The sequence below is a fragment of the Crossiella cryophila genome (assembly GCF_014204915.1).
Lineage (GTDB): Bacteria > Actinomycetota > Actinomycetes > Mycobacteriales > Pseudonocardiaceae > Crossiella > Crossiella cryophila.
The window spans coordinates 5,163,171-5,187,042 of sequence record NZ_JACHMH010000001.1 but is presented as its reverse complement, the minus strand read 5'-3'; the positions used below and the strand labels follow the sequence as shown (position 1 = coordinate 5,187,042).

Annotated in this window: 24 protein-coding genes; 15 read left to right on the top strand and 9 right to left on the bottom strand. The window is 70.6% G+C overall.

Annotated features, from left to right (window positions below):
* Position 1 precedes the first annotated feature (1 nt).
* Genes HNR67_RS22940 through HNR67_RS22920 form a run of 5 tightly spaced genes read left to right on the top strand, consistent with a single transcriptional unit; the run spans position 2 to position 4,973 of the window.
* Entirely contained in the window at positions 2-211 is a 210-nt protein-coding gene (locus tag HNR67_RS22940) for an MbtH family protein (RefSeq protein WP_185004261.1), read from the top strand.
* Positions 208-1,170 carry a TauD/TfdA family dioxygenase gene (locus tag HNR67_RS22935; RefSeq protein ID WP_185004260.1) on the top strand — a complete coding sequence of 321 codons (963 nt, stop codon included), beginning with the start codon at positions 208-210 and terminating at the stop codon, positions 1,168-1,170. Before HNR67_RS22940 ends, HNR67_RS22935 begins: the two co-directional genes overlap by 4 nt.
* A complete protein-coding gene (locus HNR67_RS22930; RefSeq protein WP_185004259.1) occupies positions 1,170-2,393 on the top strand; it encodes a cytochrome P450 in 1,224 nt (407 codons plus the stop codon). Before HNR67_RS22935 ends, HNR67_RS22930 begins: the two co-directional genes overlap by 1 nt.
* Positions 2,394-2,430: 37 nt before the next feature.
* On the top strand, positions 2,431-3,672 hold the full coding sequence (locus HNR67_RS22925; protein WP_185004258.1) for a diaminobutyrate--2-oxoglutarate transaminase: 1,242 nt from the start codon (positions 2,431-2,433) through the stop codon (positions 3,670-3,672).
* Between the two features lie 14 nt (positions 3,673-3,686).
* The gene (locus tag HNR67_RS22920; protein ID WP_185004257.1) at positions 3,687-4,973 is read left to right on the top strand and encodes a SidA/IucD/PvdA family monooxygenase; all 1,287 of its coding nucleotides are present in this window, start codon (positions 3,687-3,689) and stop codon (positions 4,971-4,973) included.
* Positions 4,974-4,985: 12 nt separating this feature from the next.
* On the opposite strand, the gene HNR67_RS22915 is transcribed toward HNR67_RS22920, so the two are convergent.
* Both HNR67_RS22915 and HNR67_RS22910 read right to left on the bottom strand, forming a co-directional pair.
* Positions 4,986-5,726 (bottom strand): GAF and ANTAR domain-containing protein, encoded by a 741-nt coding sequence (locus HNR67_RS22915; protein WP_185004256.1) that lies wholly within the window; start codon positions 5,724-5,726, stop codon positions 4,986-4,988.
* A gap of 6 nt (positions 5,727-5,732) precedes the next feature.
* On the bottom strand, positions 5,733-6,449 hold the full coding sequence (locus HNR67_RS22910) for a GAF and ANTAR domain-containing protein (protein ID WP_185004255.1): 717 nt from the start codon (positions 6,447-6,449) through the stop codon (positions 5,733-5,735).
* Between the two features lie 179 nt (positions 6,450-6,628).
* On the opposite strand from HNR67_RS22910, the gene HNR67_RS22905 reads away from it, so the two are divergent.
* Positions 6,629-6,991 (top strand): RNA polymerase sigma factor, encoded by a 363-nt coding sequence (locus HNR67_RS22905; RefSeq protein ID WP_185004254.1) that lies wholly within the window; start codon positions 6,629-6,631, stop codon positions 6,989-6,991.
* A 32-nt stretch (positions 6,992-7,023) separates the two neighbouring features.
* Here HNR67_RS22905 and HNR67_RS22900 read toward each other — a convergent pair whose 3' ends face one another.
* Both HNR67_RS22900 and HNR67_RS22895 read right to left on the bottom strand, forming a co-directional pair.
* On the bottom strand, positions 7,024-7,872 hold the full coding sequence (locus tag HNR67_RS22900; protein WP_221490007.1) for a hypothetical protein: 849 nt from the start codon (positions 7,870-7,872) through the stop codon (positions 7,024-7,026).
* A 145-nt stretch (positions 7,873-8,017) separates the two neighbouring features.
* Complete coding sequence (locus HNR67_RS22895; RefSeq protein ID WP_185004252.1) at positions 8,018-8,848, bottom strand: hypothetical protein; 831 nt, start codon at positions 8,846-8,848, stop codon at positions 8,018-8,020.
* 387 nt (positions 8,849-9,235) lie between these two features.
* Between HNR67_RS22895 and HNR67_RS22890 the strand changes: the two genes are divergently transcribed.
* The 6 genes from HNR67_RS22890 (at position 9,236) to helR (ending at position 15,332) form a co-directional block, all read left to right on the top strand.
* On the top strand, positions 9,236-9,382 hold the full coding sequence (locus HNR67_RS22890; protein WP_185004251.1) for a hypothetical protein: 147 nt from the start codon (positions 9,236-9,238) through the stop codon (positions 9,380-9,382).
* On the top strand, positions 9,379-10,365 hold the full coding sequence (locus HNR67_RS22885) for an acyl-CoA desaturase (protein ID WP_185004250.1): 987 nt from the start codon (positions 9,379-9,381) through the stop codon (positions 10,363-10,365). Before HNR67_RS22890 ends, HNR67_RS22885 begins: the two co-directional genes overlap by 4 nt.
* Positions 10,362-10,805, top strand: a complete 444-nt coding sequence (locus tag HNR67_RS22880) for an STAS domain-containing protein (protein ID WP_185004249.1) — start codon at positions 10,362-10,364, stop codon at positions 10,803-10,805. The genes HNR67_RS22885 and HNR67_RS22880 overlap by 4 nt, the downstream gene beginning before the upstream one ends.
* A gap of 13 nt (positions 10,806-10,818) precedes the next feature.
* Positions 10,819-11,676 (top strand): slipin family protein, encoded by an 858-nt coding sequence (locus HNR67_RS22875; protein ID WP_185004248.1) that lies wholly within the window; start codon positions 10,819-10,821, stop codon positions 11,674-11,676.
* 138 nt (positions 11,677-11,814) lie between these two features.
* Positions 11,815-13,038, top strand: coding sequence for a glycosyltransferase (locus HNR67_RS22870; RefSeq protein WP_185004247.1), 1,224 nt, complete (start codon positions 11,815-11,817; stop codon positions 13,036-13,038).
* Positions 13,039-13,130: 92 nt separating this feature from the next.
* The gene (helR, locus tag HNR67_RS22865; protein WP_185004246.1) at positions 13,131-15,332 is read left to right on the top strand and encodes an RNA polymerase recycling motor ATPase HelR; all 2,202 of its coding nucleotides are present in this window, start codon (positions 13,131-13,133) and stop codon (positions 15,330-15,332) included.
* A gap of 36 nt (positions 15,333-15,368) precedes the next feature.
* Here helR and HNR67_RS22860 read toward each other — a convergent pair whose 3' ends face one another.
* Positions 15,369-15,911 carry a DUF5994 family protein gene (locus HNR67_RS22860; protein WP_185004245.1) on the bottom strand — a complete coding sequence of 181 codons (543 nt, stop codon included), beginning with the start codon at positions 15,909-15,911 and terminating at the stop codon, positions 15,369-15,371.
* 152 nt (positions 15,912-16,063) lie between these two features.
* On the bottom strand, positions 16,064-16,627 hold the full coding sequence (locus tag HNR67_RS22855) for a hypothetical protein (RefSeq protein WP_185004244.1): 564 nt from the start codon (positions 16,625-16,627) through the stop codon (positions 16,064-16,066).
* Positions 16,628-16,751: 124 nt separating this feature from the next.
* Here HNR67_RS22855 and HNR67_RS22850 point away from each other — a divergent pair, with 124 nt between their 5' ends.
* Positions 16,752-17,753, top strand: a complete 1,002-nt coding sequence (locus HNR67_RS22850; RefSeq protein WP_185004243.1) for a TerC family protein — start codon at positions 16,752-16,754, stop codon at positions 17,751-17,753.
* Between the two features lie 106 nt (positions 17,754-17,859).
* The gene (locus HNR67_RS22845) at positions 17,860-18,729 is read left to right on the top strand and encodes an AraC family transcriptional regulator (protein WP_185004242.1); all 870 of its coding nucleotides are present in this window, start codon (positions 17,860-17,862) and stop codon (positions 18,727-18,729) included.
* A gap of 291 nt (positions 18,730-19,020) precedes the next feature.
* On the opposite strand, the gene HNR67_RS22840 is transcribed toward HNR67_RS22845, so the two are convergent.
* A complete protein-coding gene (locus tag HNR67_RS22840; protein ID WP_246492576.1) occupies positions 19,021-19,494 on the bottom strand; it encodes a DIP1984 family protein in 474 nt (157 codons plus the stop codon).
* 252 nt (positions 19,495-19,746) lie between these two features.
* Here HNR67_RS22840 and HNR67_RS22835 point away from each other — a divergent pair, with 252 nt between their 5' ends.
* Positions 19,747-21,381: a hypothetical protein gene (locus HNR67_RS22835; protein ID WP_185004241.1), complete on the top strand. Its 1,635-nt coding sequence runs from the start codon at positions 19,747-19,749 to the stop codon at positions 21,379-21,381.
* Positions 21,382-21,384: 3 nt separating this feature from the next.
* Here HNR67_RS22835 and HNR67_RS22830 read toward each other — a convergent pair whose 3' ends face one another.
* Positions 21,385-23,382 carry an NB-ARC domain-containing protein gene (locus HNR67_RS22830; protein WP_185004240.1) on the bottom strand — a complete coding sequence of 666 codons (1,998 nt, stop codon included), beginning with the start codon at positions 23,380-23,382 and terminating at the stop codon, positions 21,385-21,387.
* A gap of 92 nt (positions 23,383-23,474) precedes the next feature.
* The gene (locus HNR67_RS22825; RefSeq protein WP_185004239.1) at positions 23,475-23,780 is read right to left on the bottom strand and encodes a putative quinol monooxygenase; all 306 of its coding nucleotides are present in this window, start codon (positions 23,778-23,780) and stop codon (positions 23,475-23,477) included.
* Positions 23,781-23,872: the final 92 nt, after the last annotated feature.

Below are 23,872 nucleotides of genomic sequence, written 5' to 3'. Positions count from 1 at the left end.
GATGACCAACCCCTTCGAGAACCCCGACGGCGTGTACCGGGTCCTGGTCAACGCCGAGAACCAGCACTCGCTGTGGCCCGACTTCGTGGCCATCCCGGACGGCTGGGACAGCGTGTTCGGCCCGGACACCCGCCCGGCCTGCCTGGACTACGTCGAGCGCGAGTGGACCGACCTGCGGCCGCAGAGCCTGATCGAGGCGATGGGCAAGTGACCGGCACCGACACCCTCACCCCGGCACTAGCCGAGGCGGAGCTGGCCGGTTTTGGCACGGTCGCCGCCGGTCTGCTGGCCCGCGCGGGCGAACGCGTGGACGACCCGGCCTGGGTGGCCCAGGCCCGCAGGCTGTGGGAGGACACCCCGGCCGACCTGCGCGGCAGGCTCCGGGAGTTCCGCCGCCACTCCGGCCCCGACGGCAGGCTGCTGCTGACCGGGCTGCCGGTCGGCCTGGTCCCGCCCACCCCGTCGGTACCCGGTTCCGTGCAACGGGATCCGGCGCCCGGCGCGGCCGTGCTGCTGCTCATCGCCAGCGGACTGGGCGATCCGGCCTCCTTCGCCGCGGAGAAGTCCGGCGCGCTGGTCCAGGACGTGGTGCCGGTGCCCGGTCAGGAGGAGTTCCAGGGCAACGCGGGCTCGGTGGAACTGACCTTCCACACCGAGAACGCCTTCCACCCGCACCGCCCGGACTACGTGCTGCTGCTCTGCCTGCGCGCCGACCACGAGGGCATCGCCGAACTGCGCACCTGCTGCACCCGGCGGATCCTGCCCGAACTCTCCGCCCAGTCCAGGGACGCGCTGGGCCGGGCCGAGTTCGTCACCGAGGCCCCGCCCTCCTTCGGCGGCAACGGCGAGGGCGTGGTGCACGCCATCCTCAGCGGTGACCCGGCCGACCCCGACCTGTGCTTCGACGAGGCAGCCACCCGGGCGCTGACCGAACCGGGCCGGGTCGCGCTGGCCGAGCTGAGCCAGGTCATCCGGCGCACCTACGACGGCGTGCGGCTGCGGCCCGGCGATCTGGCCATTGTGGACAACCGGGTCACCCTGCACGGCCGCTCGGAGTTCACCCCGCGCTATGACGGGCAGGACCGCTGGTTGCAGCGCACCTTCTCCTTCACCGACCTGCGCCGCTCCCGCGACCACCGCCCCGCCGACGGAAATGTGCTGGTGAAGTGATGAGCACCCGCACGCTCGTGGCACCGCGGTCGCTGGCCGAGCTGGACCTGGCCGACCCGCGGCTGCACGCCGAGCAGGACCTCAGCGAGGTCTGGCGCACACTGCGCCGCTCGGAGCCGGTACACCGGCACCGACCGGTCGGTAGGGCGCCCGGTTTCTGGGTGGTCACCCGCTTCGCCGACGCGGCCGAGGTCTACCTGGACACGGACCGGTTCAGCTCGGCTGGCGGCAACGTGCTGGCCACCCTGTTGCAGGGCGGCGACTCCGCCAGCGGGGTGATGGCCGCGGTCACCGACGGGTCCCGGCACCGGGACCTGCGCAGCGTGCTGCTCAAGGCGTTCTCCCCCCGGGTGCTCACCGGCGTCGTCCAGGCGGTCGAGCAGAACAGCCGGGAACTGGTCAACGCCGCACTCGACCAGGAGGTCTGCGACTTCGCGGTGGACGTGGCGGGCAAACTGCCGATCACCGTGATCTGCGACCTGCTTGGCGTTCCGGTCGAGGATCGGGAGTTCCTGTTGGGACTGACCAAAACCGCGCTCAGCTCCGACACTGCCGACCAGACGCCGTTCGAGATCTGGCAGGCCCGCAACGACATCCTCAGCTACTTCGGCAAACTCGCGGAAGAGCGGCGGCGGAACCCGGGCACGGACGCGGTGAGCGTGCTGGTCACCGGCACCGTCGGCGGTCAACCGCTGACCCAGGACGAGGTGGTGGCCAACTGCTACAGCCTCATCCTCGGCGGCGACGAGACCAGCAGGCTGTCCATGATCGGCGCGGTGCTGGCCTTCACCGAACACCCCGACCAGTGGGCGGCACTGAAATCCGGTGCGGTCACAGTGGAATCGGCCGCCGACGAGGTGCTGCGGTGGACCACCCCGGCCATCCACTTCGGCCGGACGGCCACCCAGGACAGCACGCTCAACGGCGTCCGGATCGCCAAGGGCGAGATCGTCACCGTCTGGAACGCCTCGGCCAACCGGGACGAGGCCCGTTTCCCCGACCCGGATCGCTTCGACCTGGGCCGCACCCCCAACAAGCACCTGTCCTTCGGCCACGGCCCGCACTACTGCGTCGGCGCCTACCTGGGCAAGGCGGAGATCACCGCGATGCTCACCGCCCTGCGCGACCAGGTCGCCGCCATCGAACCGGCGGGGCCTGCCCTGCCCATCTACTCGAACATGCTCAGCGGCTACCGAAGTCTCCCGGTGCGCCTGTCCAGGTGAGCACCGGCCGCACCCGCACGAACAAGGAGTACCGCCAATGCCCGAGTCCGACCTCAGCACCGTGTTCGAGCGCCACGAGTCCAACGTGCGCAGCTACTGCCGCAGTTTCCCCGCCGTCTTCGAGCGGGCGCAGGGCGCGTATCTGTGGGATCGCGACGGAACGCGCTACACCGACCTGCTGTGCGGGGCGGGCGCGCTGAACTACGGGCACAACCCACCGGACATGGTGGCCAGGGTCGTGGCCTACCTGACCGGCGGCGGACCAGTGCAGTCCCTTGACCTCTACACCACCGCCAAGGCCGATTTCCTGGCCCGCTTCAACGAGGTCGTGCTCGCGCCGCGCGGCATGGACGACCACGTCCTGCAGTTCCCCGGCCCGGCAGGCACCCTCGCGGTGGAGGCGGCGCTCAAATTGGCCCGTAAGATCACCGGTCGTAGCAACGTGATCAGCTTCGCGCACGGGTTCCACGGGGTGTCGCTGGGTTCGCTGGCCACCACCGCCAACCCGCTGCTGCGGGGCGCGGCCGGGGTGCCGCTGCGCGATGTCACCGTGCTGCCCTACGACGATTCCGCCTTCGCGCTGGCCGAACAGGCCGAGCCACCCGCGGCGTTCATCCTGGAGACCGTGCAGGGCGAGGGCGGCCTCAACGTGGCGAGCCGGGCCTGGCTGGCCAACCTGCGCAGGCTCGCCGATTCCCTTGGCGCGCTGGTGATCGTGGACGACATCCAGGCCGGCTGCGGGCGCACCGGCACCTTCTTCAGCTTCGACGGCTACCCGGAACTGCGACCGGACCTGGTGTGCCTGTCGAAGTCGTTGAGCGGCATGGGTTTGCCGATGGCCGCGCTGCTGATCCGGCGGGAGTACGACCGCTGGGCACCCGGTGAGCACAACGGCACCTTCCGCGGCCACAACCTGGCCTTCGTGGCCGGTACCGCGGCCCTGGACCTGTGGGCGGGCAACGAGTTCCCGGCGCACGCGCTGACCCTGGCCGAGGACATCAGGGCCACCCTGACCGGCCTGGCCGCCGCCCTGCCCGCGGGCACCGCCGAGGTCGCCGGGCGCGGCGCGATGAGCGGGCTGCGCTTCGCCAGCACCGCGCTGGTCGAGCACATCCGGTCGAACCTGTTCCGCGCCAACGTGATCGCCGAGAGCAGCGGGGACGGGCACGTGCTGAAGTTCCTGCCGCCGCTGACCATGTCCCGCTCCGAGTGGAGCACCGTGGCCGACACGATCGGCTCAGTAGTCACCGACGTCGCCACCCTCGACGTCGCCGTCTGAAAGGCAGCACCCCGATGAGCGAAACCGTGGTCGACGTCCTGGGCATCGGCTTCGGCCCAGGCGGCATCGCGCTGGCCGCCGCGCTGGCGGAGGAGGCTCCGGAGCTGTCCTGCCGGTTCCTGGAGGCCCGCGCGGAACCGGCCTGGCAGCCGGGCATGCTGCTGTCCGGCTCGGACACCCAGCACCACCCCAGCCGCGACCTGGCCACCCTGCGCAACCCGCGCAGCCGCTACACCTTCCTCAACTACCTGCACGAGACCGGCCGCCTGCTCGATTTCCTCAACGTGCCAACGCAGTTCCCGCTGCGCAAGGACTACGCCAGGTACGTGCGCTGGGTGGCCGAACAGCTCAGCGCGGTGGTCGCCTACAACAGCCGGGTCAGCGCGATCGAGACCGACGGCGAGCACTACCTGGTCACCACCACCGGCGGCCAGACCCACCGCGGCCGCAGCCTGGTCTACGGCACCGGCCGCACCCCGCACATCCCCGAGGTCTTCGCCCCGCACCTGGGCCCGCAGGTCTGCCACAGCAACGACTACCAGTGGCGGATCACCGAAGCCAGGACCCGGCTGGGCCGCCCGTTGACGGTGGCCGTGATCGGCGCCAGCCAGAGCGCGGCCGAGATCGCCCTGGACCTGCACAGCGGTTCCCAGGACCGGGTGCTCGCGGTGATGCGGAGTTTCGGCTACCGGCAGAAGGACCACAGCCCGTTCTCCGAACAGGCCTACTTCCCGGAGTTCACCGACTACTACTTCCACGCGGGCAAAACCGGCAAGGCCCGCCTGGACCAGCAGCTCCGCCCGAGCAATTACTCCACAGTGGACCTGGACGTGCTGGAAGCCCTGTACGTGCGCCGCTACGAGGACAGCATCGACGGGCAGACCCGCCTGGAACTGCACGGCAACAACGAGATCACCGCGGTCAGCCGGGACGACTCCGGGGTGCGGCTGTCCCTGCACGAGGTCAATACCGGCGCGGACACCGTGCTCTCGGCCGACCTGGTGGTGCTGGGCACCGGCTTCCGCGACCTCGGCCCGGCCGAACACCAGGAACGCCACCCCGCCCTGCTCGCCCCCATCGCGCCCGCGCTGGCCACCGACGAGGACGGCGTGCTGCTGGTGCAGCGGGACTACCGGGTGCCCGGCGAGGTGCCGCCGCTGTTCCTCAACGGCCTGTGCGAGCACAGCCACGGACTCGGCGACGCGGGTTCGTTCAGCCTGCTCTCGCTGCGGGCGCGCACCCTGCTGGAGGGCATCCGGCAGGCGGTGGCCGACCGGGTACCGGCGACGACCGCCTGGTGAGCACGAGGCCGGCTACCGGCCCGGCCGGGGTGGCCTGGCCTTGAGCAGGTCGGCCACCTCGGGCGATCGCGAGATCACCTGCTGGGCCACGTCGGAGAGGAACTGATTGGTGCCGCGGGCGTGGTTGCGCATCAGCGCGAACGCGTCCGCGATACCGATCTGCAGCCGCTCGGTCAGGATCCCCTTCGCCTGCTCGATCATGATCCGGCTGTTCAGCGCGGTCTGCAGCTGCTCGGCGACCATCTCGCTGTGCCGGAGCGCGCGCACCTGCAGGATGCTGATCGTGGCCACATTGGCGAAGGACTGCGCCAGCGCGATCGCCTCGGCCGAGATGCCGCCCGCGGTGCTGCCGAACAGGTTCAGCGCGCCGATGACCTCCTCGCGCAACCGCATCGGCACCGCCTGCACCGCGGCGAAGCCCTGCTCACCGGCCGCGACGCTGAACCGCGGCCAGCGCTGTGGCTCCGCGCCCAGGTCAGGGCAGCCCACCGGCAGTCCGGTGCGGAAGCAGTCCAGGCAGGGGCCTTCCTCGTCCTGCAGCTGGAACAGCTCCAGCATCCGGGCCTGCTCGGTGGAGGCGGCCACCAGGTTCAGCGCGCCCCGCTGGTCCACCAGCAGGATCCCGACCGCGTCCACCTCCAGCAGCTCGACGCAACGCTCGGTCAGGGTGTGCAGGAAGTCGATGGTGTCGAACCCCAGCACGAGGGTGTCCGCCAGCTCGACGAAGGTCTGCGCGACCCGCCTGTCCAACACGTGACCTCACCTCTGTTTCTCGTTGGTGTCCGGGGTGAAATTCAGTCTGCGCGCCACCACGTCGGCCGCCACCTCGGACAGCCGGCGGTCGGTGCCGTAGGCGTGCGCCCGCAGTCGCAGGAACGCCTGGTCCAGATCGGTGTCCAGCTGCACCGACACCATGCCGGTCGCCTGGTGCACCACCGCCCAGCGCCCCTCCGGCTCGGTGTGCGGCAACTCGCCTGCCGCCGGGCCGGCCGATCGGCTGAGCAGCAACGTGGTCGCGGTGTCCGCGCACAGCAACGCGTCCGCGAGTTCCGCGGGCGAGAGCGGGCCCTCGACCTCCCGGCAGATCTCCAGCGCGCCCAGTGCGATCGCGCCCAGCGTCAAGGGCAGCACGAACACCGAGGCCACCCCGAGGGAGAGCGCGGCGGGTGCGAAGGCAGGCCAGCGGCGGGTGCTGCCGGAGTTCACCAGGTTCGGCACGAACACCGGCTGGTTCTGCCGCACGACCTCGGAGACCGGCCCTTCACCAAGGGTGACCTGCAGCTCGGCCATCTCCTCCCCCAGCGGTCCGACGACCTCGATCGGTTGCGCCGCACCGACCAGGTAGATCGCCACCCCGGTCGCGGTCAACCCGCGCCGGCAGGCCAGGCAGACGTGCTGGATGTTGACCGGTTGCCGGGCAGAGCTGGCGATCTCGTCGATCACCACCAGGATGTCGCGGCGCCGATCCGTGCCCACGTCGGTCACCTCTCGCCACCTGCGGTCCTCGCGGCTACACCGTAGCCCTACCCCCGGTCGGGCGCGCACTTCACCCGGTCGCCAATGGTCACTACTGGTGACCGGAACTATGCTCAGCGTCCAGACCTCACCGCCCCAGACCCCGGCGGCACCACGACCGTAAGAACGGAAGTGCTGCCATGCACCGGGACTCGTTCGCCATGGTCTTCCCTGAGTTGCTCACCCGAATCCAGGACCGGGAGTGGGCGGCCATGGTGGAACTGCACGACCAGCTCAGCGAAGAGGTTTTCCAGGCCAGTCAGGCCATCACCGACGACGAACTGGCCGCCGAGCTGATCACCATCGACGTGTTCGTGCAGGTCTGGGACCATCCCGAAGCACTCTCCGGCCCGGCCGCCCCGGCCGACCCCGGCGTGCTCAGCCGCGCCATGGTGGAACAGGCCCGGCACCGGGCGGTGCTCTGGTGCGTTGGCGAGCGGCCGGCGGAATTCGCCCTGGACGCGGTGAAGCCGCCCGTGGTGTACGGGCGGCTCCGCTCCTGACCGGGTGGTGCCTGCGCTGTCGCGGAGCCGGTCTACCCGGTGCAGTTCGGGACCGCCGGGACACTGCCAACGCAGTTGTTCGGCGTGTTGGCGCTGATCGGCGAGTTGGTGGTGGTCATGGTGCCGCCCGCCCGGTAGGCGCCGCCCGCGGTCAGCAGCGCGTTGTTGCCGGAGATGGCGGTCTGGGTCATGGTGGTCGCGGTCGAGTTGACCGCCGCGATGCCACCACCCTGGGAGCCGCTGTTGCCGGTGACCGGCATCGGGCTGCCGGAGACCCCGGTGGTGGTCAGCGTGCCGCGCAGGCCGTTGTAGATCCCGCCGCCCCGCAGCACCGCCGTGTTGCCCGAGACCGGGCTCCTGGTGAAGGTCGCGGCGGGCGCGGTGCCGGTGGGGGTGTCGGCGTTGGCCAGACCGCCGCCGCTGAGGGTGGCCAGGTTGCCGGTCAGGCTGCTGTTGGTGAAGGTCACCGCACCGCGGTTGAGGATGCCGCCGCCGTTGCCGATGGCGCTGCCGTTGGTGATCGCGACCGAGGTGGTGAGGGTGAGGTTGCCGGTGGCGCTGACCTCGGCGATGCGGAAGAGCAGCAGTGAGTCGCGGGTGATGGTGGCCGGGCCGATCAGCTCCATCGGCGTGGTGATCACCGGCAGTCCGTTGCCGAGGCCACCGTGCGGGGAGGTCAGCCGATAGGTGCAGCCGCCCGCCAGGGCGAGGGTGTCCGCGGCGGGGGTGGAGTTGGCCAGGTTGACCGCCGCGACCAGGGCGTTCTCGCTACAGGCGACGGGGATCGTGTCGGCCTGCGCCACCGGGGCGACCAGGGTGGTGCCACCGGCCACGAGGCCGGCGCCGAGCAGGACCTTGAGGACCGTGCGCATCTTTCGCATAACGCCTTCTGTTCCCACGAATAACTGTGCCCGAAAAAGACCCCGGCTCGCAAGATCTGCGGCACCGGGGTCCAGGGTTACAAAACTCAAGCTACGCCCTTGACCGCCGAGCGCATACCGCCGTACGCCGATTGGCCGTATTTCCTCAGGCGGTGCAGCCGGGCACCGATGGCACACTGCCCACGCAGTTGTTCGGACTGTTCGCACTGATCGGCGAGGTGTTGACCGTCACATTTCCGGATAATCGGAAGAATCCGCCCGCGGTGCCGGTGGCCGAATTTCCGGAAATCGACGTGCTGGTCAAGGTGAGAATTCCGTCCACCGAGGCGAGGCCACCGCCCCGCGCACCCTGGTTGCTGCCGGTGACAAAACTGCTGGTCAGGGTGGCTGTGCCGAAGCTGTACAGGCCACCGCCGTCGGCCGCCGCGGTGTTCCCGGACAGGGTGCTGCCGGTCAGGGTGACCGCGGCCGCGCCGCCGCCGCTCTGCACGCCGCCACCGGTGCCTGCCGCGGTGTTGCCCGAGACCGTGCTGTTGGTCAGGGTGAGCGCGCCGAAGTTGAGGATGCCACCACCGTTGCCCGCGGGCAGCAGACCGGCGGCCGAGCCGTTGCTGATGGTCACGGCCTTGAGGGTCAGCTCGCCGGTGGTGCCGACCTGGAGGATGCGGAAGGCGCTCGCGCCGGAGCGGGTGATGGTGTTGCCGTCGCCCTCCATGGTGATGGCGGTGGTGATGGGTGGTAGGCCGACCGATCCGTGCACACCGTCGTCGCCGTGGCCGGCGGTGAGGGTGTAGGTGCAGCCCGGGGTCAGGGTGATGACCCCGCCGCCGGCCGCGTTCGTCGTGTTGACCGCGGTGACCAGCGCTGTTTCGGTGCACGGCACCGCGGCGCCTGCGGTGGCGGGCAGGGCGATACCCGCGGCTGCCACCAGAATGGTTGCGGCTGGAATAACTCGAACCGCTCGGTTCTTGCGCATGAAAACTCCTCAGGTCCATACCGATAATGGTCGAATCGCCAGAATGACGTGACCAGCCGCCGGGGTCTCGGGCGGAGAATTGCGTACTCCACTGTAGACCCGGCCGGGATCGGCGCACCCACCCAAATCCGCATATACACGATCGTGGGGCGGCCGGGAAAAAACCTGGGCCATGTGGGTTACCCCCAGGAATTCCGGCGCGCGAATACCCAGTCATGGGGCCCGATCAATGATCTCCATCGGGGCAGGCGAACATCGCGCGCGGGCGTGGCGCTGCGCGAGGCTGAAAAAGCGAGTAGGCTCCCCCCAAGTGCCCCGGACCCCGGCGTGAAATCTGCCGACCGAGGGGTTGTCCCGATGGCACAAGTTGATTCACTCCGTCTGAGCATGTCCGTCTCCGGTGTGGCCGAGCCGCACCAGAGCACCGTCGCCGCCATTCTGCGGGCCGCCGGGAACGCCCTCATCACCACCGCCGAGGCCGAGCTGGTGATCGCCCGGATCCGCGATCACGCGACCCCTCCCACCCGGTCATGACCACCGCCGCGCCAACCCACCCGCCGCTCGGGCCCGACTCGAAGCCGATGATCATCCCCGGCCGGACGCTGGGTGAGCAGATCCTGGTCAAGGTCTTCGTGCTGCTGCCGTTCGCGGCGCTGATCGCCGCGGTGCCGCTGGCCTGGGGCTGGGGGCTGGGCTGGACCGATCTCGCGCTGGCCGCGGGCATGTACGTGCTGGCCTGTCTCGGGGTGACCGTGGGCTACCACCGGCTGTTCACCCACCGCGCGTTCAAGGCCAATCGCGGGCTGCGGATCGCACTGGCGGTGGCGGGCGGACTGGCCGCGCAGGGACAGGTGATCGTGTGGGTGGCCGACCACCGGCGGCACCACGCCTTCTCCGACCGGGCAGGCGATCCGCACTCGCCCTGGCGCTACGGCACCGGACCGGCAGCCCTGGCCAAGGGCTTCTGGCACGCGCACATGGGCTGGCTGTTCGAGCGGGTCAGCACCAACACCGAACGGTTCGCCCCCGACCTGCGCGCCGACCCCGATCTGCGGCTCATCGACCGGCTGTTCCCGCTGTGGGTCACCCTGGGCATCGCGCTGCCGACCGCGCTGGGCGGGCTGATCAGCTGGTCCTGGCAGGGTGCGCTGACCGCGTTCTTCTGGGCCGGGCTGGTGCGGATCTCCTTCCTGCACCACGTGACCTGGTCGGTGAACTCGATCTGCCACCTGATCGGCGAGCGGCCGTTCCGCTCCAGGGACAAGGCCGCGAACTTCTGGCCGCTGGCCATCCTGTCCATGGGCGAGTCCTGGCACAACTCCCACCACGCCGACCCCACCTGCGCCCGCCACGGCGTGCTGCGCGGTCAGCTCGACGTCTCCGCCAGGGTGATCTGGCTGCTGGCGAAACTGGGCTGGGCCACCGAGGTCCGCTGGACCAACCCTGCCAGGCTGGCCCGCCTGGCCATCACCCCTGGCACCCGCGCCGCGGTCACCACCGGCCGGCTCCGGCCATGAGCACCTCGCTCCGACCGGTGACCGCGGCCAGCCCGTCCCCGGCGCGCGACCGCACGCAGGATCCCCCTGCCCCAGAACAGCTCCTGGACGTCACGGCGTACGCGGCCCGGCCGGGCGCACTGGTGCTCTCGGTACGCGGTGAGATCGACCTGTACACCAGCCCATTGCTGCGGGAGCTGCTGCTCGCCCAGTTGCCCCGCGCCGCCAGACTGGTGGTCATCAACCTCACCGAGGTGGACTTCCTCGGCGCGGCCGGACTCACCGTGCTGCTGACCGTCCGGACCCGCGCCCAGGCCGCAGGCACCCACCTCCGCGTGGTGACGGGCGCGCCCCTGGTCCGCTGGGTGCTCAGCGCCGCGGGACTCCTGACCGTGCTGGACGTCCGGCCGGATCTCGCGCACGCGCTGCCGCCCGCGGGCGGGCCCCCGCACTTCGTCTGAACGGAGCGCCATCATGAACGGTCTGATCGTCGCCATCGTCATCGCCGTGGTCGCACTGCTGCTGAGTCTGTCGGTGCGCGTGGTCAAGCAGTACGAACAGGGTGTGCTGTTCCGCCTCGGCAAGGTCCAAGGCGCCCGGCTGCCGGGGCTGCGCCTGCTCATCCCGGTGGTGGACATCCTGCACCGGGTGACCCTGCGGATCATCACCCTGCCCATCCAGTCCCAGGGCATCATCACCCGCGACAACGTCAGGGTGGACGTCTCCGCGGTCGCCTACTTCAAGGTGGTCGACGCGGTGAAGTCGGTGGTGGCCATCGAGAACGTGCACGCGGCCATCGACCAGATCGCCCAGACCACCCTGCGCAAGGTCGTCGGCCAGCACACCCTTGACCAGACCCTGTCCGAGACCGACCAGATCAACCTGGACATCCGCAAGATCCTCGACATCGCCACGGTCGAATGGGGCGTGGAGGTCACGCTGGTGGAGCTGAAGGACATCCAGTTGCCCGACAGCATGAAACGGGCGATGGCCCGGCAGGCCGAAGCCGAACGGGAGAAGCGAGCCAAGATCATCAACGCCGAGGGCGAATCCCTGGCCGCCGCCGCACTGGGCGAGGCATCCGACACGATGATGGCCCACCCGCTGGCCCTGCAACTGCGCAACCTGCAGACCCTGGTCGAACTCGGGGTGGACAAGAACACCACCGTGGTGTTCCCGGCGCCGCTGATGAGCACCATCGGCGAACTCGGCACCTTCCTGGCCAGGGAGTCCGCCGCGGCGAGCCCGCACAACGGGGGCCAGGCCGGTGTCATTCCGGTGCAGGCCACCACACCGCCGCCGGACCGGCCGTCACAGGTAGCACCTATGTAGTCACTGTGCGCGGAAAGCGGATTAACCGCTCCTTTCCACTCCCAACTTATAGCGCACCCCGGGTCTTGCGGCAAGGCCCGGGTAGTGCCGCAGAATCACCGGCCTAAGCCAGGATCTGCGGAAATGGGAGTCGCGAAAATGCGCGTGTTGTTGTCGACCTACGGTTCACGCGGTGACGTCGAGCCGGTGCTCGGACTCGCGGTGCGGCTGCGTGAACTCGGCGCGGACGTGCGGGTGTGCGCGCCGCCGGACTTCGCCGGGCGGGTGGCCGGGGTCGGCGTCGAGATGGTGCCGGTCGGCCTGTCCGCGAGCGAGCTGACCAAGGCGCGGCCGCCGGTCTCGGAGTTCCCCCGCTTCGCCGCCGAGCTGATCGGCCACCAGTTCAAGGGGGTCCTGGACGCGGCGCGGGACTGTGACGCGATGGTGGTCACCGGCATGCTGCCGATGATCGCCGGCGCGCTGTCGGTGGCGGAGAAGCTGGGCATCTACGCGGCCTCGGTGGTCTTCCAGAAGCTCAGCCTGCCCTCCCCGCACCACCGGCCGATGGCCTACCCGGGCCACCCCTTCCCGCCGGAGGTGACCGACAACCGGGAGCTGTGGAAGCTCAGCGCCCAGACGGTGAATGAGCTGTTCGGGGCCGCGCTGAACACGAACCGCGAGGCCAACGGCCTGCCGCCGGTGCCCAACGTGCAGGACTACCTGCACGGCGATCAGCAGTGGCTGGCCACCGACCAGGCACTGGACCCGTGGCTGCCCACGCCCGAGCTGGACGTGGTGCAGACCGGGGCGTGGATCCTGCCGCACGAGCGCCCACTGCCAGCCGACCTGGAAGCCTTCCTGGCCGCCGGGCCGCCGCCGGTGTACGTGGGCTTCGGCAGCATGCCCATGCACGCCGCCACCGACGTGGCCCAGGTCGCCATCGACGCGGTGCGCGCACTGGGTCACCGGGTGGTCGTGCTGCGCGGCTGGGCCGGGCTGGACCTGATCGACGACCGGTCGGACTGCTTCGCGATCGGCGAGGTCAACCAGCAGGCCCTCTTCCCCAGGATGGCCGCGATCGTGCACCACGGCGGCGCGGGCACCACCACCACCGCCAGCCGCTCCGGCGCACCCCAGGTGGTCCTCCCACAGCTCGCTGACCAGCCCTATTGGGCCGGGCGGGTGGCCGAGCTGGGCATCGGCGCTGCGCATGACGGCCCGGCGCCGACCGTCGAGTCGCTGACCGCCGCCCTGCGCGTCGCCCTGGCCCCTCGGACCAGGGAGCGGGCGCTGGAGGTCGCGGGCACGGTGCGCACCGATGGGGCGCTGGTGGCCGCGGAACTGCTGCTTGAGACCATCACCCGGAACAAGGCACGGGCTTGACAAAGGGTGGACAATAAAAAATCGGCGTGCCCTCCATAAGTTATTGGAGAACTCGCCGAACCTGGTACCAGTTTAAACGCGATGAGGGGCCTGTGTCAAATCAGGAGTACGAAGCGGAATTGCGGTCCGAACGGAACTACGTGGCCGGTCTCTACACGCGGCTGGACGCCGCTCGCGAGCGAGTGGAGGCCGAGTACACCGCGGCACTTGGCGGCACCGGCGGCACCCCGATGGAACGGGACGTCCAGGTGCGCGCCTCGGCCAAGGAGCTGAAGCGGCTGCACTTCGGCGACAACGGCCTGTGCTTCGGCAGGCTGGACACCCTGACCGGCGAGCACTCCTACATCGGCCGGATCGGGCTGTTCGACGAGGACAACGAGTACGAGCCGGTGCTGCTGGACTGGCGGGCGCCCGCCTCCCAGGCGTTCTACATCGCCACCGCGGCCAGCCCGGAGAACATGCGCAGGCGCCGCCAGTTCCACACCCGCGGCCGCCAGGTGCTCGACTTCACCGACGAGGTGCTCGGCCGCCCGGACGGGGACGCCCGAGGCGACGCGGCCCTGCTCGCCGCGGTGAACGCGCCGCGCGGCGAGGGCATGCGCGACATCGTGGCCACCATCCAGGCCGAGCAGGACGAGATCATCCGGCTGGACCACCCCGGCGTGCTGGTGATCGAGGGCGGCCCCGGCACCGGCAAGACCGTGGTCGCGCTGCACCGGGTCGCCTACCTGCTCTACACCCAGCGGGAGCGGATGGAGCGGCACGGCGTGCTCGTGGTCGGCCCCAACCCGGCCTTCCTCAACCACATCGGCCGGGTGCTGCCCTCACTCGGTGAGTCCGATGTGGTGTTCATGACCACCGGCGACCTGGTGCCCGGCCGGCACGTCACCGCAGAGGACGGCCCGGAAGCCGCGCGGCTCAAGGGATCCCTGAAGATCCTGGACGTGCTCGCGGCCGCCATCGCCGACCGCCAGGAGCTGCCGGAGGAGCCGCTGCCGGTGGAGCTGGAGGACGTCACGGTGCGGATCGACGCCGCCACCGCGGAGTGGGCCAGGGAGGAGGCCCGCGCGACCGGCTTGCCGCACAACGAGGCCAGGGCCAAGTTCACCGAGATCATCAGCTACGTGCTCACCGAACGGGCCATCGCCCGGATCGGCAAGGGCTGGCTCACCAGGGAGGACAAGGTCGCCTGGGAGAGCATGCGCAAGGACCTGATGCTGGAACTGGGCAAGCACGAGGGCTTCGCCGCGGCACTGGACGCGCTCTGGCCGCTGCTGACCCCGGAAACCCTGCTGGGACAGCTGTTCTCCTCGCGCGAACGGCTGCGGCTGGCCGGTGCCGACCCGGTGCTGTGGCGGGCCGACGGCGAGGCGTGGACGGTCTCCGACGTGCCGCTGCTGGACGAGCTGGTCGACCTGCTGGGCACCGACAAGGCCGATGAGGCCGCCGCGGAACGTCAGCGCAAGGCCGACGCCGAGTACGCCAAGGGCGTGCTGGACATCATGCACGGCCGCGAGGACTCGATGGACGACGAGGACCACCTCTACGCCACCGACCTGCTCTACGCCGAGGACCTGGCCGAGCGGTTCATCGAGCGGGACACCAGGGAACTGGCCGAACGGGCCGCCGCGGACCGGGACTGGACCTACCGGCACATCGTGGTCGACGAGGCCCAGGAACTGTCCGAAATGGACTGGCGGATCCTGATGCGGCACTGCCCAGGCCGGTCATTCACCGTGGTGGGCGACCTCGCCCAGCGCCGCTCCGAGGCCGGTGCCCGGTCCTGGGGCGAGATGCTGGAGCCGTACGTGCCCGGCCGCTGGGTGTACCGGTCGCTGACGGTGAACTACCGCACCCCGGCGGAGATCATGTCCGTCGCCGCCGCGGTGCTGGCCGACTTCGCGCCCAGCGTGGCGCCGCCGGAGTCGGTGCGGGCCTGCGGGGTCCAGCCGTGGTCCCGCCAGGTCGGCGCGGACGAGCTGGCCGCGGCCATCGAGGAGTTCGTCCAGGCGGAGGCCGGTCGCGAGGGCACCAGCATCGTGATCGGGCCGCCAGGGGTGCCCGGCACGGTGCCAGCCTCGGAGACCAAGGGCCTGGAGTTCGACGCGGTGCTGGTGGTGGATCCGGAGCGGATCCTGGCCGACGGTCCGCGTGGCGCCGCCGAACTCTACGTCGCGCTCACCAGGGCCACCCAGCGCCTCGGCGTGCTGCACCAGGGCGTGCTGCCGCAGGCCCTGGCCGGACTCGACCCTGCCGGGACGCCGGTCCCGGCCGGGAGTCCGCGGCTGGTCTGAGCCTGCCCGCTGACCGTCACCGCCCGCCGGTGGCGGTCAGCGGAACCGGCCGCCGTCGAGTTCCCAGCGCTGGGTGTCCGGGTCCAGCTGCTCCAGCAGACTGACGCCGGCCGACGCGCCGAGGTTGACCGTGAGCAGCGCGCTGACGCTGTCCGCGTTGCCCCGCCGGGCCGCCGACATCATGATGTCGTGCGCGATGGCGGGCCGGGTTTCCGGCGGCACCACCAGCAGCACGAGCCGCTGCCTGCCGCGCCCGGTCACCGTCACCGTGTCCGGCTGCTGCGCCCGGAATCCCTCCACCCGGACGCTGCGGGTGTGCACCGGGAGCCTGCGCGCGGTCGGCTGCCACATGGTCAGGTTGAAGGTCACCCGCTCCACCCGGCCCAGCCGGATGGTGAGCACCGGCAGCAACGCGGTCAGTTCGGCGGCCAGGTCCCTGGTCCGCGGCCACCACGCTCCGTCGACGTACCCGGTGACGCGGGCCTGTGGCTTGAGCCGCAGCCGCGGGATGTTCCCCGGCGGTTCGATCGAGGCGGGGGCCAGCGGGGCGGCGAACGGTGCGTGCGGGCTCGACATCATGGTGCTGGTCCCGTTCCCGGCCGTGAACCCGGCCGAACTGGGAATCGTCGGGGACGACGCGGGCTTGACCGCCCGCATTCGAAGTGTCGCCGACGCAAGCAACACTACGCCCCTTGTCCAGTGCGACAAGGGGCGTAGTCCGCAGGTGAGCGCTACTTCAGGAAGCCCAGTGAGACCTGGGCGGCGATCACGGTCGCGCCCGCGTCCGTGGCGCAGGCGGCCTTGAGGTGCCGCATGACCTCGGCCCGGTTGGTGAGCTGGATCGCCAGCGCCCGGCCGTCCACCGGACCATCGCTGAGTTCGATCTTGCCGCTCGGCTGCCCGTCCTTGAGCTTGATCGACGCGCTCAAGGTGCTCTTCTGCTCCGCGCTGCCATCGGCCAGCAACCAGGTGAACGCGAGGCCGAACTCGGCCGAGACCTCCCCGCAGGTGCCCTCCGCGCTGCCCGCCTCCGGCATGGTGATCGCCGCGCCCACGATCCGCTCGTCGTCGGTCACGTCCGGCCGGGTGTCGGTGCAGGCCGCGGTGGTGGCGTCCATGGTCAGCTCGACCTCCGCCGACTCCGCCGCGGTGAGTCCGGCGGAGGCGCGGGCGATGGCGGCGGCGGTGCAGACCAGGTCCGGCTCGGCCGGGGCGGCCAGCGCCGGGGCGCCGAGCAGGGTGAGGGAGACGGCGATCAGCGGGACGGACAGTCGCGAGATGCGTGAATGACCCATGCCTCGACCATTGGCGGGCGGTCCGGACCCGGCAACCCGGGTCGCGCCGGTTCAGTACAACGTGTGAGCAAGCCCCGGCGAGGCGGAACAGCGTCAGCGCGCGCGCGTTTGGTTGACTGGGATCATGCTCGAGATCAGCGCGCTGACCTGGATCGCTACCATCGGACTGATCATCGCCCTGCTCGCGGTCGACCTGATCCTGGCCGCGGTGCGCCCGCACAAGGTCGGTTTCCGCGAGGCCACCGCGTGGTCGGTGTTCTACATCCTGGTCGCGGTCGCCTTCGGCGTCTGGTTCACCTGGCAGTACGGCGGGCAGTTCGGCACCGAGTACTTCGCCGGGTACATCGTGGAGAAGAGCCTCTCGGTCGACAACCTGTTCGTGTTCGTGATCATCATGACCACCTTCGCGGTGCCCGAGGAGCACCAGCACAAGGTGCTCACCTTCGGCATCGTGCTCGCGCTGATCATGCGCGCGATCTTCATCGCCCTCGGCGCGACCCTGTTGTCCTTGTTCTCCTTCATGTTCCTGCTCTTCGGGCTGCTGCTGATCTTCACAGCGGTGCAGTTGTTCCGACACCGGGACGAGGACCCCGACGTCGAGAACAACATCATGGTCCGCACCGCCCGCCGCATGTTCCCGACCACCGACACCTATGTCGGCGGCCAGCTGTTCACCAAGGTCGACGGCCGCCGCCTGGCCACCCCGCTGTTCGTGGTGCTGCTGGCCATCGGCAGCGTGGACCTGCTCTTCGCGCTGGACTCGATCCCGGCGGTCTTCGGCGTCACCGAGGCGCCCTACATCGTCTTCACCGCCAACGCCTTCGCCCTGCTCGGCCTGCGCGCGCTGTACTTCCTGGTGAAGGGCCTGCTGGACCGCCTGGTCTACCTGTCGACCGGACTGGCGCTGATCTTGGCCTTCATCGGCGTGAAGCTGATCCTGCACTGGGCGCACGTGGACATCGACCCGCGGGTGCCGGAGATCTCCACCGCGGTGAGCCTCACCGTGATCATCGGCGTGCTGGTCGTGGTCACGGTGGCCAGCCTGGTCAAGACCCGCAACGACCCCTCGGCCAAGGCGCACCCGGGTTCGCTGCGGGCAGGCCGGGACCGGGAGGATCCGGTCTGAGCAGCGCGCGTCGGTCCGGACGCGTACTCGAATGATCGGATCGGTTCGCCGCGATCGGGCGGCGCCCTGGTGACCTCGGCCAAGGTTGATGTCGAAGGGAGGCACCATGATCTCGGCACTCAACCGGCTGGTCGACCTGGTCGAGGAACATCTCGGCGAGGAGCTGGACCTCGACGGACTGGCCAGGGAACTCGGCACGACCGGATACCACCTGCGCCGGATGTTCTCGTCCCTGGCGGGCATGCCGCTGTCGGACTACCTGCGCCGGCGCCGCATGACCGTCGCCGCCGCCGACCTCGTCCGCGGCGAGCACGACCTGCTCGACATCGCCGTCCGGCACGGCTACGGCTCCACCGAGGCGTTCGGCCGGGCGTTCCGGGCCGTCCACGGCGCCGGCCCCGGTGACGTCCGCCGGGACGGCGGCCCCCTTCGCGCCCAACCACAACTCAGGTTCCGCCTGACCGTCGAAGGGACCACCCCCATGGACACCCGCATCCTCGACCGCCCCGCGTTCCGGCTCCTCGGCCACGCCACGCGCGTCCCGCTCATCCACCACGGCGTCAACCCGCACATCCAGCAGCACATCGCCGCACTGCCAGCCGAGGAACACCAGCGGCTCAAGACCCTCGGCGACACCGAACCCCACGGCCTGCTGCAGGTCTGCGACGACCTCGACCCCGACAACACCGAAGGCAGCGAACTGACCTACCTGCACGGAGTCGCCGTCAACCCCGACACCCCGGCCCCCGCCGACCTCACCGGCATCGCGGTACCGGCAGGCCGCTGGGCGGTCTTCCGCAGCACCGGCCCCTACCCACAGGCCCTGCAGACGACCTGGGCCGCGACCGCGACCGAATGGTTCCCGTCCAACCCGTGGCGCCTGCGGCCAGGACCCTCGATCGTCGCAGTCCTCGACCGCGCGGCCGATTTCAGCACCGCGACCTGCGAACTGTGGCTCCCCATCGAACCGAACTGACCGATCACGCACGATGGTGCGGCACCGCCCGGCCGCGAGGACGAACCTCGTGGCCGGGCGGTGCACACGCGGAAGTGCCCCTTGCCCGCCCTCACCGCTACCGGGAACCTGCACGTGGTGGTGAACTGTGCTGTTTGTGCACGGTCACTTGTGCGTAGTGCTGGGCTGCTCTGTCCTGCGGGGAATCGAACCCCAAGCGCTGCCCACCGCGCACCACAGTTGATCGGTTATACCGCCGATCGTCGGTTCGTGCCCGCCTTCCCGGCAGCGGCTACCTGCTTTTCCGCGTGTTCAGTCCAGCAGGTCGACCTCCCAGTTGGCCCGCTGGATGCGCACATCCACCTCACGCAGCTCGCGCGCCACCCGGTCCGCCTCGGCCCGCACCTCGGAAACCGGGAGTGCGGGCAGCTGGCGGAGTTCGGAGCGGAGCTGGCGGAAGTTCTGGTTGCGGCCAGCGGCCGCGTCGGCGGCCGAGACCAGCACGCTATGGCGCAGGCGCAGGATGTCCCGGCGCGCCAAGACATCGGTGACGGTGCCCTCGCCGAGCCGGGCGGTGGCGTTGGTGCGGTTGATCCGGCGGATCAGGTCCTCCAGCTCGACCAGCGCCACATTCGCCTCGGCCAGCAGGGCGGCGGCGTCCTCTCCCGGATCCTCGCCCTCCTGGTAGCGCGCGTTCGCCACGATCCGCGAACGCAGCTGCTCAACCCGCTTACTGGCCTCGGCGCGCAACGCCAACGCCTCCGCGAGTTTCATCACCCCAGTCATGCCTACGACGGTATCAACCGGGGGCCACCAAGTTTCGGTCCACTCAGGACTCCGGCCGGATCGCCTAGAATGCGGGTGGTGCGGACTCGGCGGGCGCTGGCATGCGGTAAGATCAACACAGTGACGCCGGAGGCCCGGAGGCCCGGAGGCCCGGAGGCCCGGAGGCCCGGAGGCCCGGAGGCCCGGAGGCCCGGAGGCCCGGAGGCCCGGAGGCCCGGAATCTGCCTCCCCACCTGATCACCGGGACCCCCGGTGACGCCTGACCCGCTCGCGCACGGCCCGGCCGCCGCCGACTCCCCCCGCTGGCGCACGCTGAGCCCCCAGCGCACCGTCCTGGCCATCGCCCGCACCCTCACCTCCGCCATCCGCCTGCTGGAAGCCATCGTGGTCTTCCGCGCCGACCCCCGGGTGCAGATCGTCTTCACCGTCGACCCCGGTTCCCGCTACTCCGCCGGCGTCGACGCCCTGCTCCGCGAACTGGACACCCGGCTCGTGCCCTGGTCACAAATCCCCGCCCTGCACTGCGATCTGGTCCTCGCGGCCAGCGAGAACGCCGGGTTCGAGCAGGTCGGCGAAGCACCGATCCTGGTGCTGCCACACGGCATCGGCTTCCACAAGTACGTGCCAGACGGCGACCGCGGCGGCACCCGCCTGTCCGGCCTGGCCGACCCGGAACTGGTGCGCACCAAGCAGATCAGCCACCTGATCACCCACCCGGACCAGGAAACCCAGCTCCGCCATGCCTGTCCGGACACGGCCGGTCGCGTGCTGCTGGGCGGAGACCTCAGTCTCGACGGCCTGCTGGCCGGGTCCGCACTGCGCCCGCATTACCGAGAGCGGCTCGGAGTCCTGCCAGCACAACGGCTTGTCGTGTTCAGCTCCACCTGGGGCCCGCAGTCGGCCTTCGGCCGCTTCCCCAAGCTACCGGACCGGCTGCTCGCCGAACTCGATGCGACGCAAACCCGGGTGGCGATGATATTGCACCCCAACGCGTTCACCTGGCACGGACACTGGCAGCTCGCGGAATGGCTGGACGACGCCCTGCGCGCGGGCCTCATCCTGATCCCGCCCACGGCAGGCTGGCACGCCACCATGATCGCCGCTGACGTGGTCGTCGGTGACCATGGCTCGGTCACGCTGTACGGCGCGGTGATCGACAAGCCGATCCTGTTGGCCGCCTTCGGTTCCGAGGTCGTCCCGGACACCCCGCTCGCCTGGTTCGGCCGCCTCGCCCAGCGCCTCGACCACCGTGCCGGGCTACCCGAACAACTCGACAAGGCCATCGCCACCCAGCAACCAGGCCAGTTCCGGCACCTGGCCGACCAGCTGTTCAGCCGCCCCGGCGAGGCCGCGGCCAGCCTGCGCGGCATCTGCTACCGCCTGCTGAACCTGCCCGAACCCCACGCCGAGATCGAACTGGCAGCCGTACCAGCCCCGGTCACCGACCAACGCCCGGTGCACTCCTTCGACGTACGCGGCGAACTGGTCGCACCCCGCACGGTTTCCCTGCACCGCTTCCCCGCCGCGGTCCGCGAACACCGCCCACCATCCCCGCCGGAGGCCCTGGAGTTCCTGGTCGTCGGCACCGGGGAACGTCACCTTCGCCTGTACGCCAACGCCTCGGTCATCGTCAGCCCCGACCCCGAGTCCCCGGCCGACCTGCTGCACCGCCATCCCGGCTGCACCCTGACCGAAGTGTCCACTGTGGACGGCTGGCTGATCGCGATCCGCGACCGGGGCGAGTTCCTGATGTCCCCCGGAACAGTAGACCCGGTACTGGCCGCCTCCGCCGTGCACCTGCTGTGGTGCACCGGCCAACTCGAACCCGGCCCCCTGGTCGTGCGTGACGGCAGCGGCGAACACCACCTGACGCTGACCGCCCGCTGACGGTCACCCGTCCAGTTCGGCCAGCTCCCGCCGCAACTCGGCAACGGCCGGACCACCGGTCTGCTCCTGATAGTCCAGCACTGCCAACAAGTTCTCCCGCGCCACGGCCAGATCCCCTTGCCGCAACGCGATATCCGCCAGTGCCCGCTGCGCCTGCGCGCGGTAGTGGAAGGTCTTCCGGTCGGTGAACACCTCCACCGCCGCCTCGAACTCCACCCGCGCCAGCTCATCCCGGCCCTGTCCGGCGTGCACGGCGGCCAGCGCCATCCGCGCCCGGCCACGCATCCGGGCGTCGCCGTCCAGGGCGGTCAGCGCCTGCCCGAGTACGGCCAGCGCCTCCTCGATCCGGCCGAGCGCGTGCAGGGTGCCGCCGAGGTAGAGCTGTCCCAGCCCAACCCCGCGCTGCTCACCGGCCTCGGCGTTGAGCTGGATCGACCGCAGGTACGCCCGCTCGGCCTCGGCGCGGTCGACCTTGTCCCAGTAGCGGCCGAGGAACTCCCACACCGAGGCGAGCAGGACCCGGTGTCCGCTGGCCTCGGCCAGCGCCAGCGCGCGATCCAGTTCCGCCTTCGCCCGTTCCAGCAGCCCCAGGTCGGTGCAGGCCCGGGATCCCACGCTGCGCAACCGCGCCTCGGCATCCGCCCGTCCCGCCGCCTCCGCCGCGACGGCACCCAGCTCGGTGGCCTCGACCCAGTCGTCGAGGTAACGCCGGTTGAAGTAGAGCGGAACGAGCAACTCGGCCAGCTGCCAGGTCTTGTCGTGCCAACCCCGCTCGGCCACCGCACGCAGCACGGCCAGCAGGTTCGCCCGGTGAGCGGTCAACCATTCAATGGCTCGCCCGTCGGTGTCGTCCTTGCCGAAGGGGTCCGGGTAACCCGCGATCGCCTGCTCCAGGTCAACGATCCGCAACCGATTCGGTCCCATGATCGCCCGGTCCGCGAAGGCCGTCTGCGCCAGGTAGTAGCCGACCAGACGCTGCAGCATGCGCGCCGACTCCGCCGGATCGTCCTGGGTCCCGGCCTTTTCCTTGGCGTGCAGGCGGACCAGGTCGTGCAGCCGGAACAGGTCCGCGCCGATCTCCTCCAGCAGGCTCGCGTCGACCAGGACCGCCAGCAGTTCGGCGGCCTCCTCCCGTTCGATCTCGGCGGCGGCCACGACCAGCTCGATGGTGATGTCCCGCACCGGAAGCAGCCCCAGCCGCCGGTAGAGCCTGGCCTCGTCGCCGGTCAGGGCGCGATAGGAGTTGTCCAGGACCGCGGACACGGTCTCGCCAGGGCCGGACAGCCGCTCCAGCCGTCGGCTTTCGTCGGCGAGTTCGGCGTTGAGCCTGGCGATCGTCAGGTGCGCGCGGTGGTTGAGCCGCGCCGCGACCAGGCGCAGCGCGAGCGGCAGGCCCGCGCAGTACCCGGCCAGCACGAGGGCCGCCTCCGGTTCGGCCTCGATCCGCTCGGCTCCGCACAGTTCACCCAGGAATCGCACGCTCTCCGCCGCGGTCAGCGACCGCACCACGAGCGGCCGGGTCCCGGTCAGGCTCGGCCCGGCGAGCTGTCGCTCGCTGGTGACCAGCACCAGGCTGCCAGCCGAGTTCGGCACCAGCGGCTCGACCTCGGCCGCGTCCAGCACGTTGTCCAGCACCACCAGCACCGGATCGGACAGCCGGGTCCGGTAGAGCGAGGCGCGGGCGGAGAGCGCTGCCGGGATGTGTTCCTCGGCAACCCCGTTCCGGCGCAACACATCCGCGATGGCATCACCCACCCCGGTGGCCCCCTTGACCCGGTAGTCGGCGAGGTCCACGTAGACCTTGCCGCCGGTGAACCGGTCTCCGGTGTCGGCGCTCCAGTGGCGGCACAGCGCGCTCTTGCCGACTCCGCCGGTCCCACCGACCCGGATCACCCGTGCTCGTTCGGCCCGCGCGGTCAGCTCGTCCAGCTCCGGCCCGCGCCCGACGAACGGCACCGGCCCCGCCGGCACCTCACCCGGAACCTGCCGCGGCTCACCCATTGCCGGTTCTCCCCACTGCACGCACACCCCGTGACCGGAAACCTACGCCATGCCACCATCCCGCGCCGGTCCGGTCAGCCCGCGCGCCGGGCCTAGAACGCGGCCTTGCCGCCGACCGGCACCCCGTCGTGGTACTCGGCCTCCCCGGCCAGCAGCGGCTGCAGGCTCGCGGTGAACGCCTCGGCCATCGGGCTGGCGAAGAAGGCGGCGTGGGCCTCCCGGGTGGTCCAGCCCTCGGTGATGTGCACCCGGTCCGGGTTGCCCGCCGAGCGGCTGACCAGGAACACCACGCAGTCCGGGTGCGGCAGGGCGGGGGCGCGCAGCAGCAGGTCGGCCACTGCCCCGCCCTGGCCGGGCTGGGCGGTGACGGTGGCGTGGAAGCCGTGGCCAACAGTCATGGTCTGTCTCCTCAGTCTCGGGGTGCTGCTCGCCGGGAATTCCGGCCTACCCATGACATCAGCCTGACCAGCCAAAAGCTTAGACCGATCCT

Coding starts and splice junctions, on each gene's coding strand:
- HNR67_RS22940 (WP_185004261.1), top strand. CDS start 2: ATGACCAACCCCTTCGAGAACCCCGACGGCGTGTACCGGGTCCTGGTC.
- HNR67_RS22930 (WP_185004259.1), top strand. CDS start 1,170: ATGAGCACCCGCACGCTCGTGGCACCGCGGTCGCTGGCCGAGCTGGAC.
- HNR67_RS22925 (WP_185004258.1), top strand. CDS start 2,431: ATGCCCGAGTCCGACCTCAGCACCGTGTTCGAGCGCCACGAGTCCAAC.
- HNR67_RS22920 (WP_185004257.1), top strand. CDS start 3,687: ATGAGCGAAACCGTGGTCGACGTCCTGGGCATCGGCTTCGGCCCAGGC.
- HNR67_RS22905 (WP_185004254.1), top strand. CDS start 6,629: ATGCACCGGGACTCGTTCGCCATGGTCTTCCCTGAGTTGCTCACCCGA.
- HNR67_RS22900 (WP_221490007.1), bottom strand. CDS start 7,872: ATGCGAAAGATGCGCACGGTCCTCAAGGTCCTGCTCGGCGCCGGCCTC.
- HNR67_RS22895 (WP_185004252.1), bottom strand. CDS start 8,848: ATGCGCAAGAACCGAGCGGTTCGAGTTATTCCAGCCGCAACCATTCTG.
- HNR67_RS22890 (WP_185004251.1), top strand. CDS start 9,236: ATGTCCGTCTCCGGTGTGGCCGAGCCGCACCAGAGCACCGTCGCCGCC.
- HNR67_RS22885 (WP_185004250.1), top strand. CDS start 9,379: ATGACCACCGCCGCGCCAACCCACCCGCCGCTCGGGCCCGACTCGAAG.
- HNR67_RS22880 (WP_185004249.1), top strand. CDS start 10,362: ATGAGCACCTCGCTCCGACCGGTGACCGCGGCCAGCCCGTCCCCGGCG.
- HNR67_RS22875 (WP_185004248.1), top strand. CDS start 10,819: ATGAACGGTCTGATCGTCGCCATCGTCATCGCCGTGGTCGCACTGCTG.
- HNR67_RS22870 (WP_185004247.1), top strand. CDS start 11,815: ATGCGCGTGTTGTTGTCGACCTACGGTTCACGCGGTGACGTCGAGCCG.
- HNR67_RS22860 (WP_185004245.1), bottom strand. CDS start 15,911: ATGATGTCGAGCCCGCACGCACCGTTCGCCGCCCCGCTGGCCCCCGCC.
- HNR67_RS22855 (WP_185004244.1), bottom strand. CDS start 16,627: ATGGGTCATTCACGCATCTCGCGACTGTCCGTCCCGCTGATCGCCGTC.
- HNR67_RS22850 (WP_185004243.1), top strand. CDS start 16,752: ATGCTCGAGATCAGCGCGCTGACCTGGATCGCTACCATCGGACTGATC.
- HNR67_RS22845 (WP_185004242.1), top strand. CDS start 17,860: ATGATCTCGGCACTCAACCGGCTGGTCGACCTGGTCGAGGAACATCTC.
- HNR67_RS22840 (WP_246492576.1), bottom strand. CDS start 19,494: ATGACTGGGGTGATGAAACTCGCGGAGGCGTTGGCGTTGCGCGCCGAG.
- HNR67_RS22830 (WP_185004240.1), bottom strand. CDS start 23,382: ATGGGTGAGCCGCGGCAGGTTCCGGGTGAGGTGCCGGCGGGGCCGGTG.
- HNR67_RS22825 (WP_185004239.1), bottom strand. CDS start 23,780: ATGACTGTTGGCCACGGCTTCCACGCCACCGTCACCGCCCAGCCCGGC.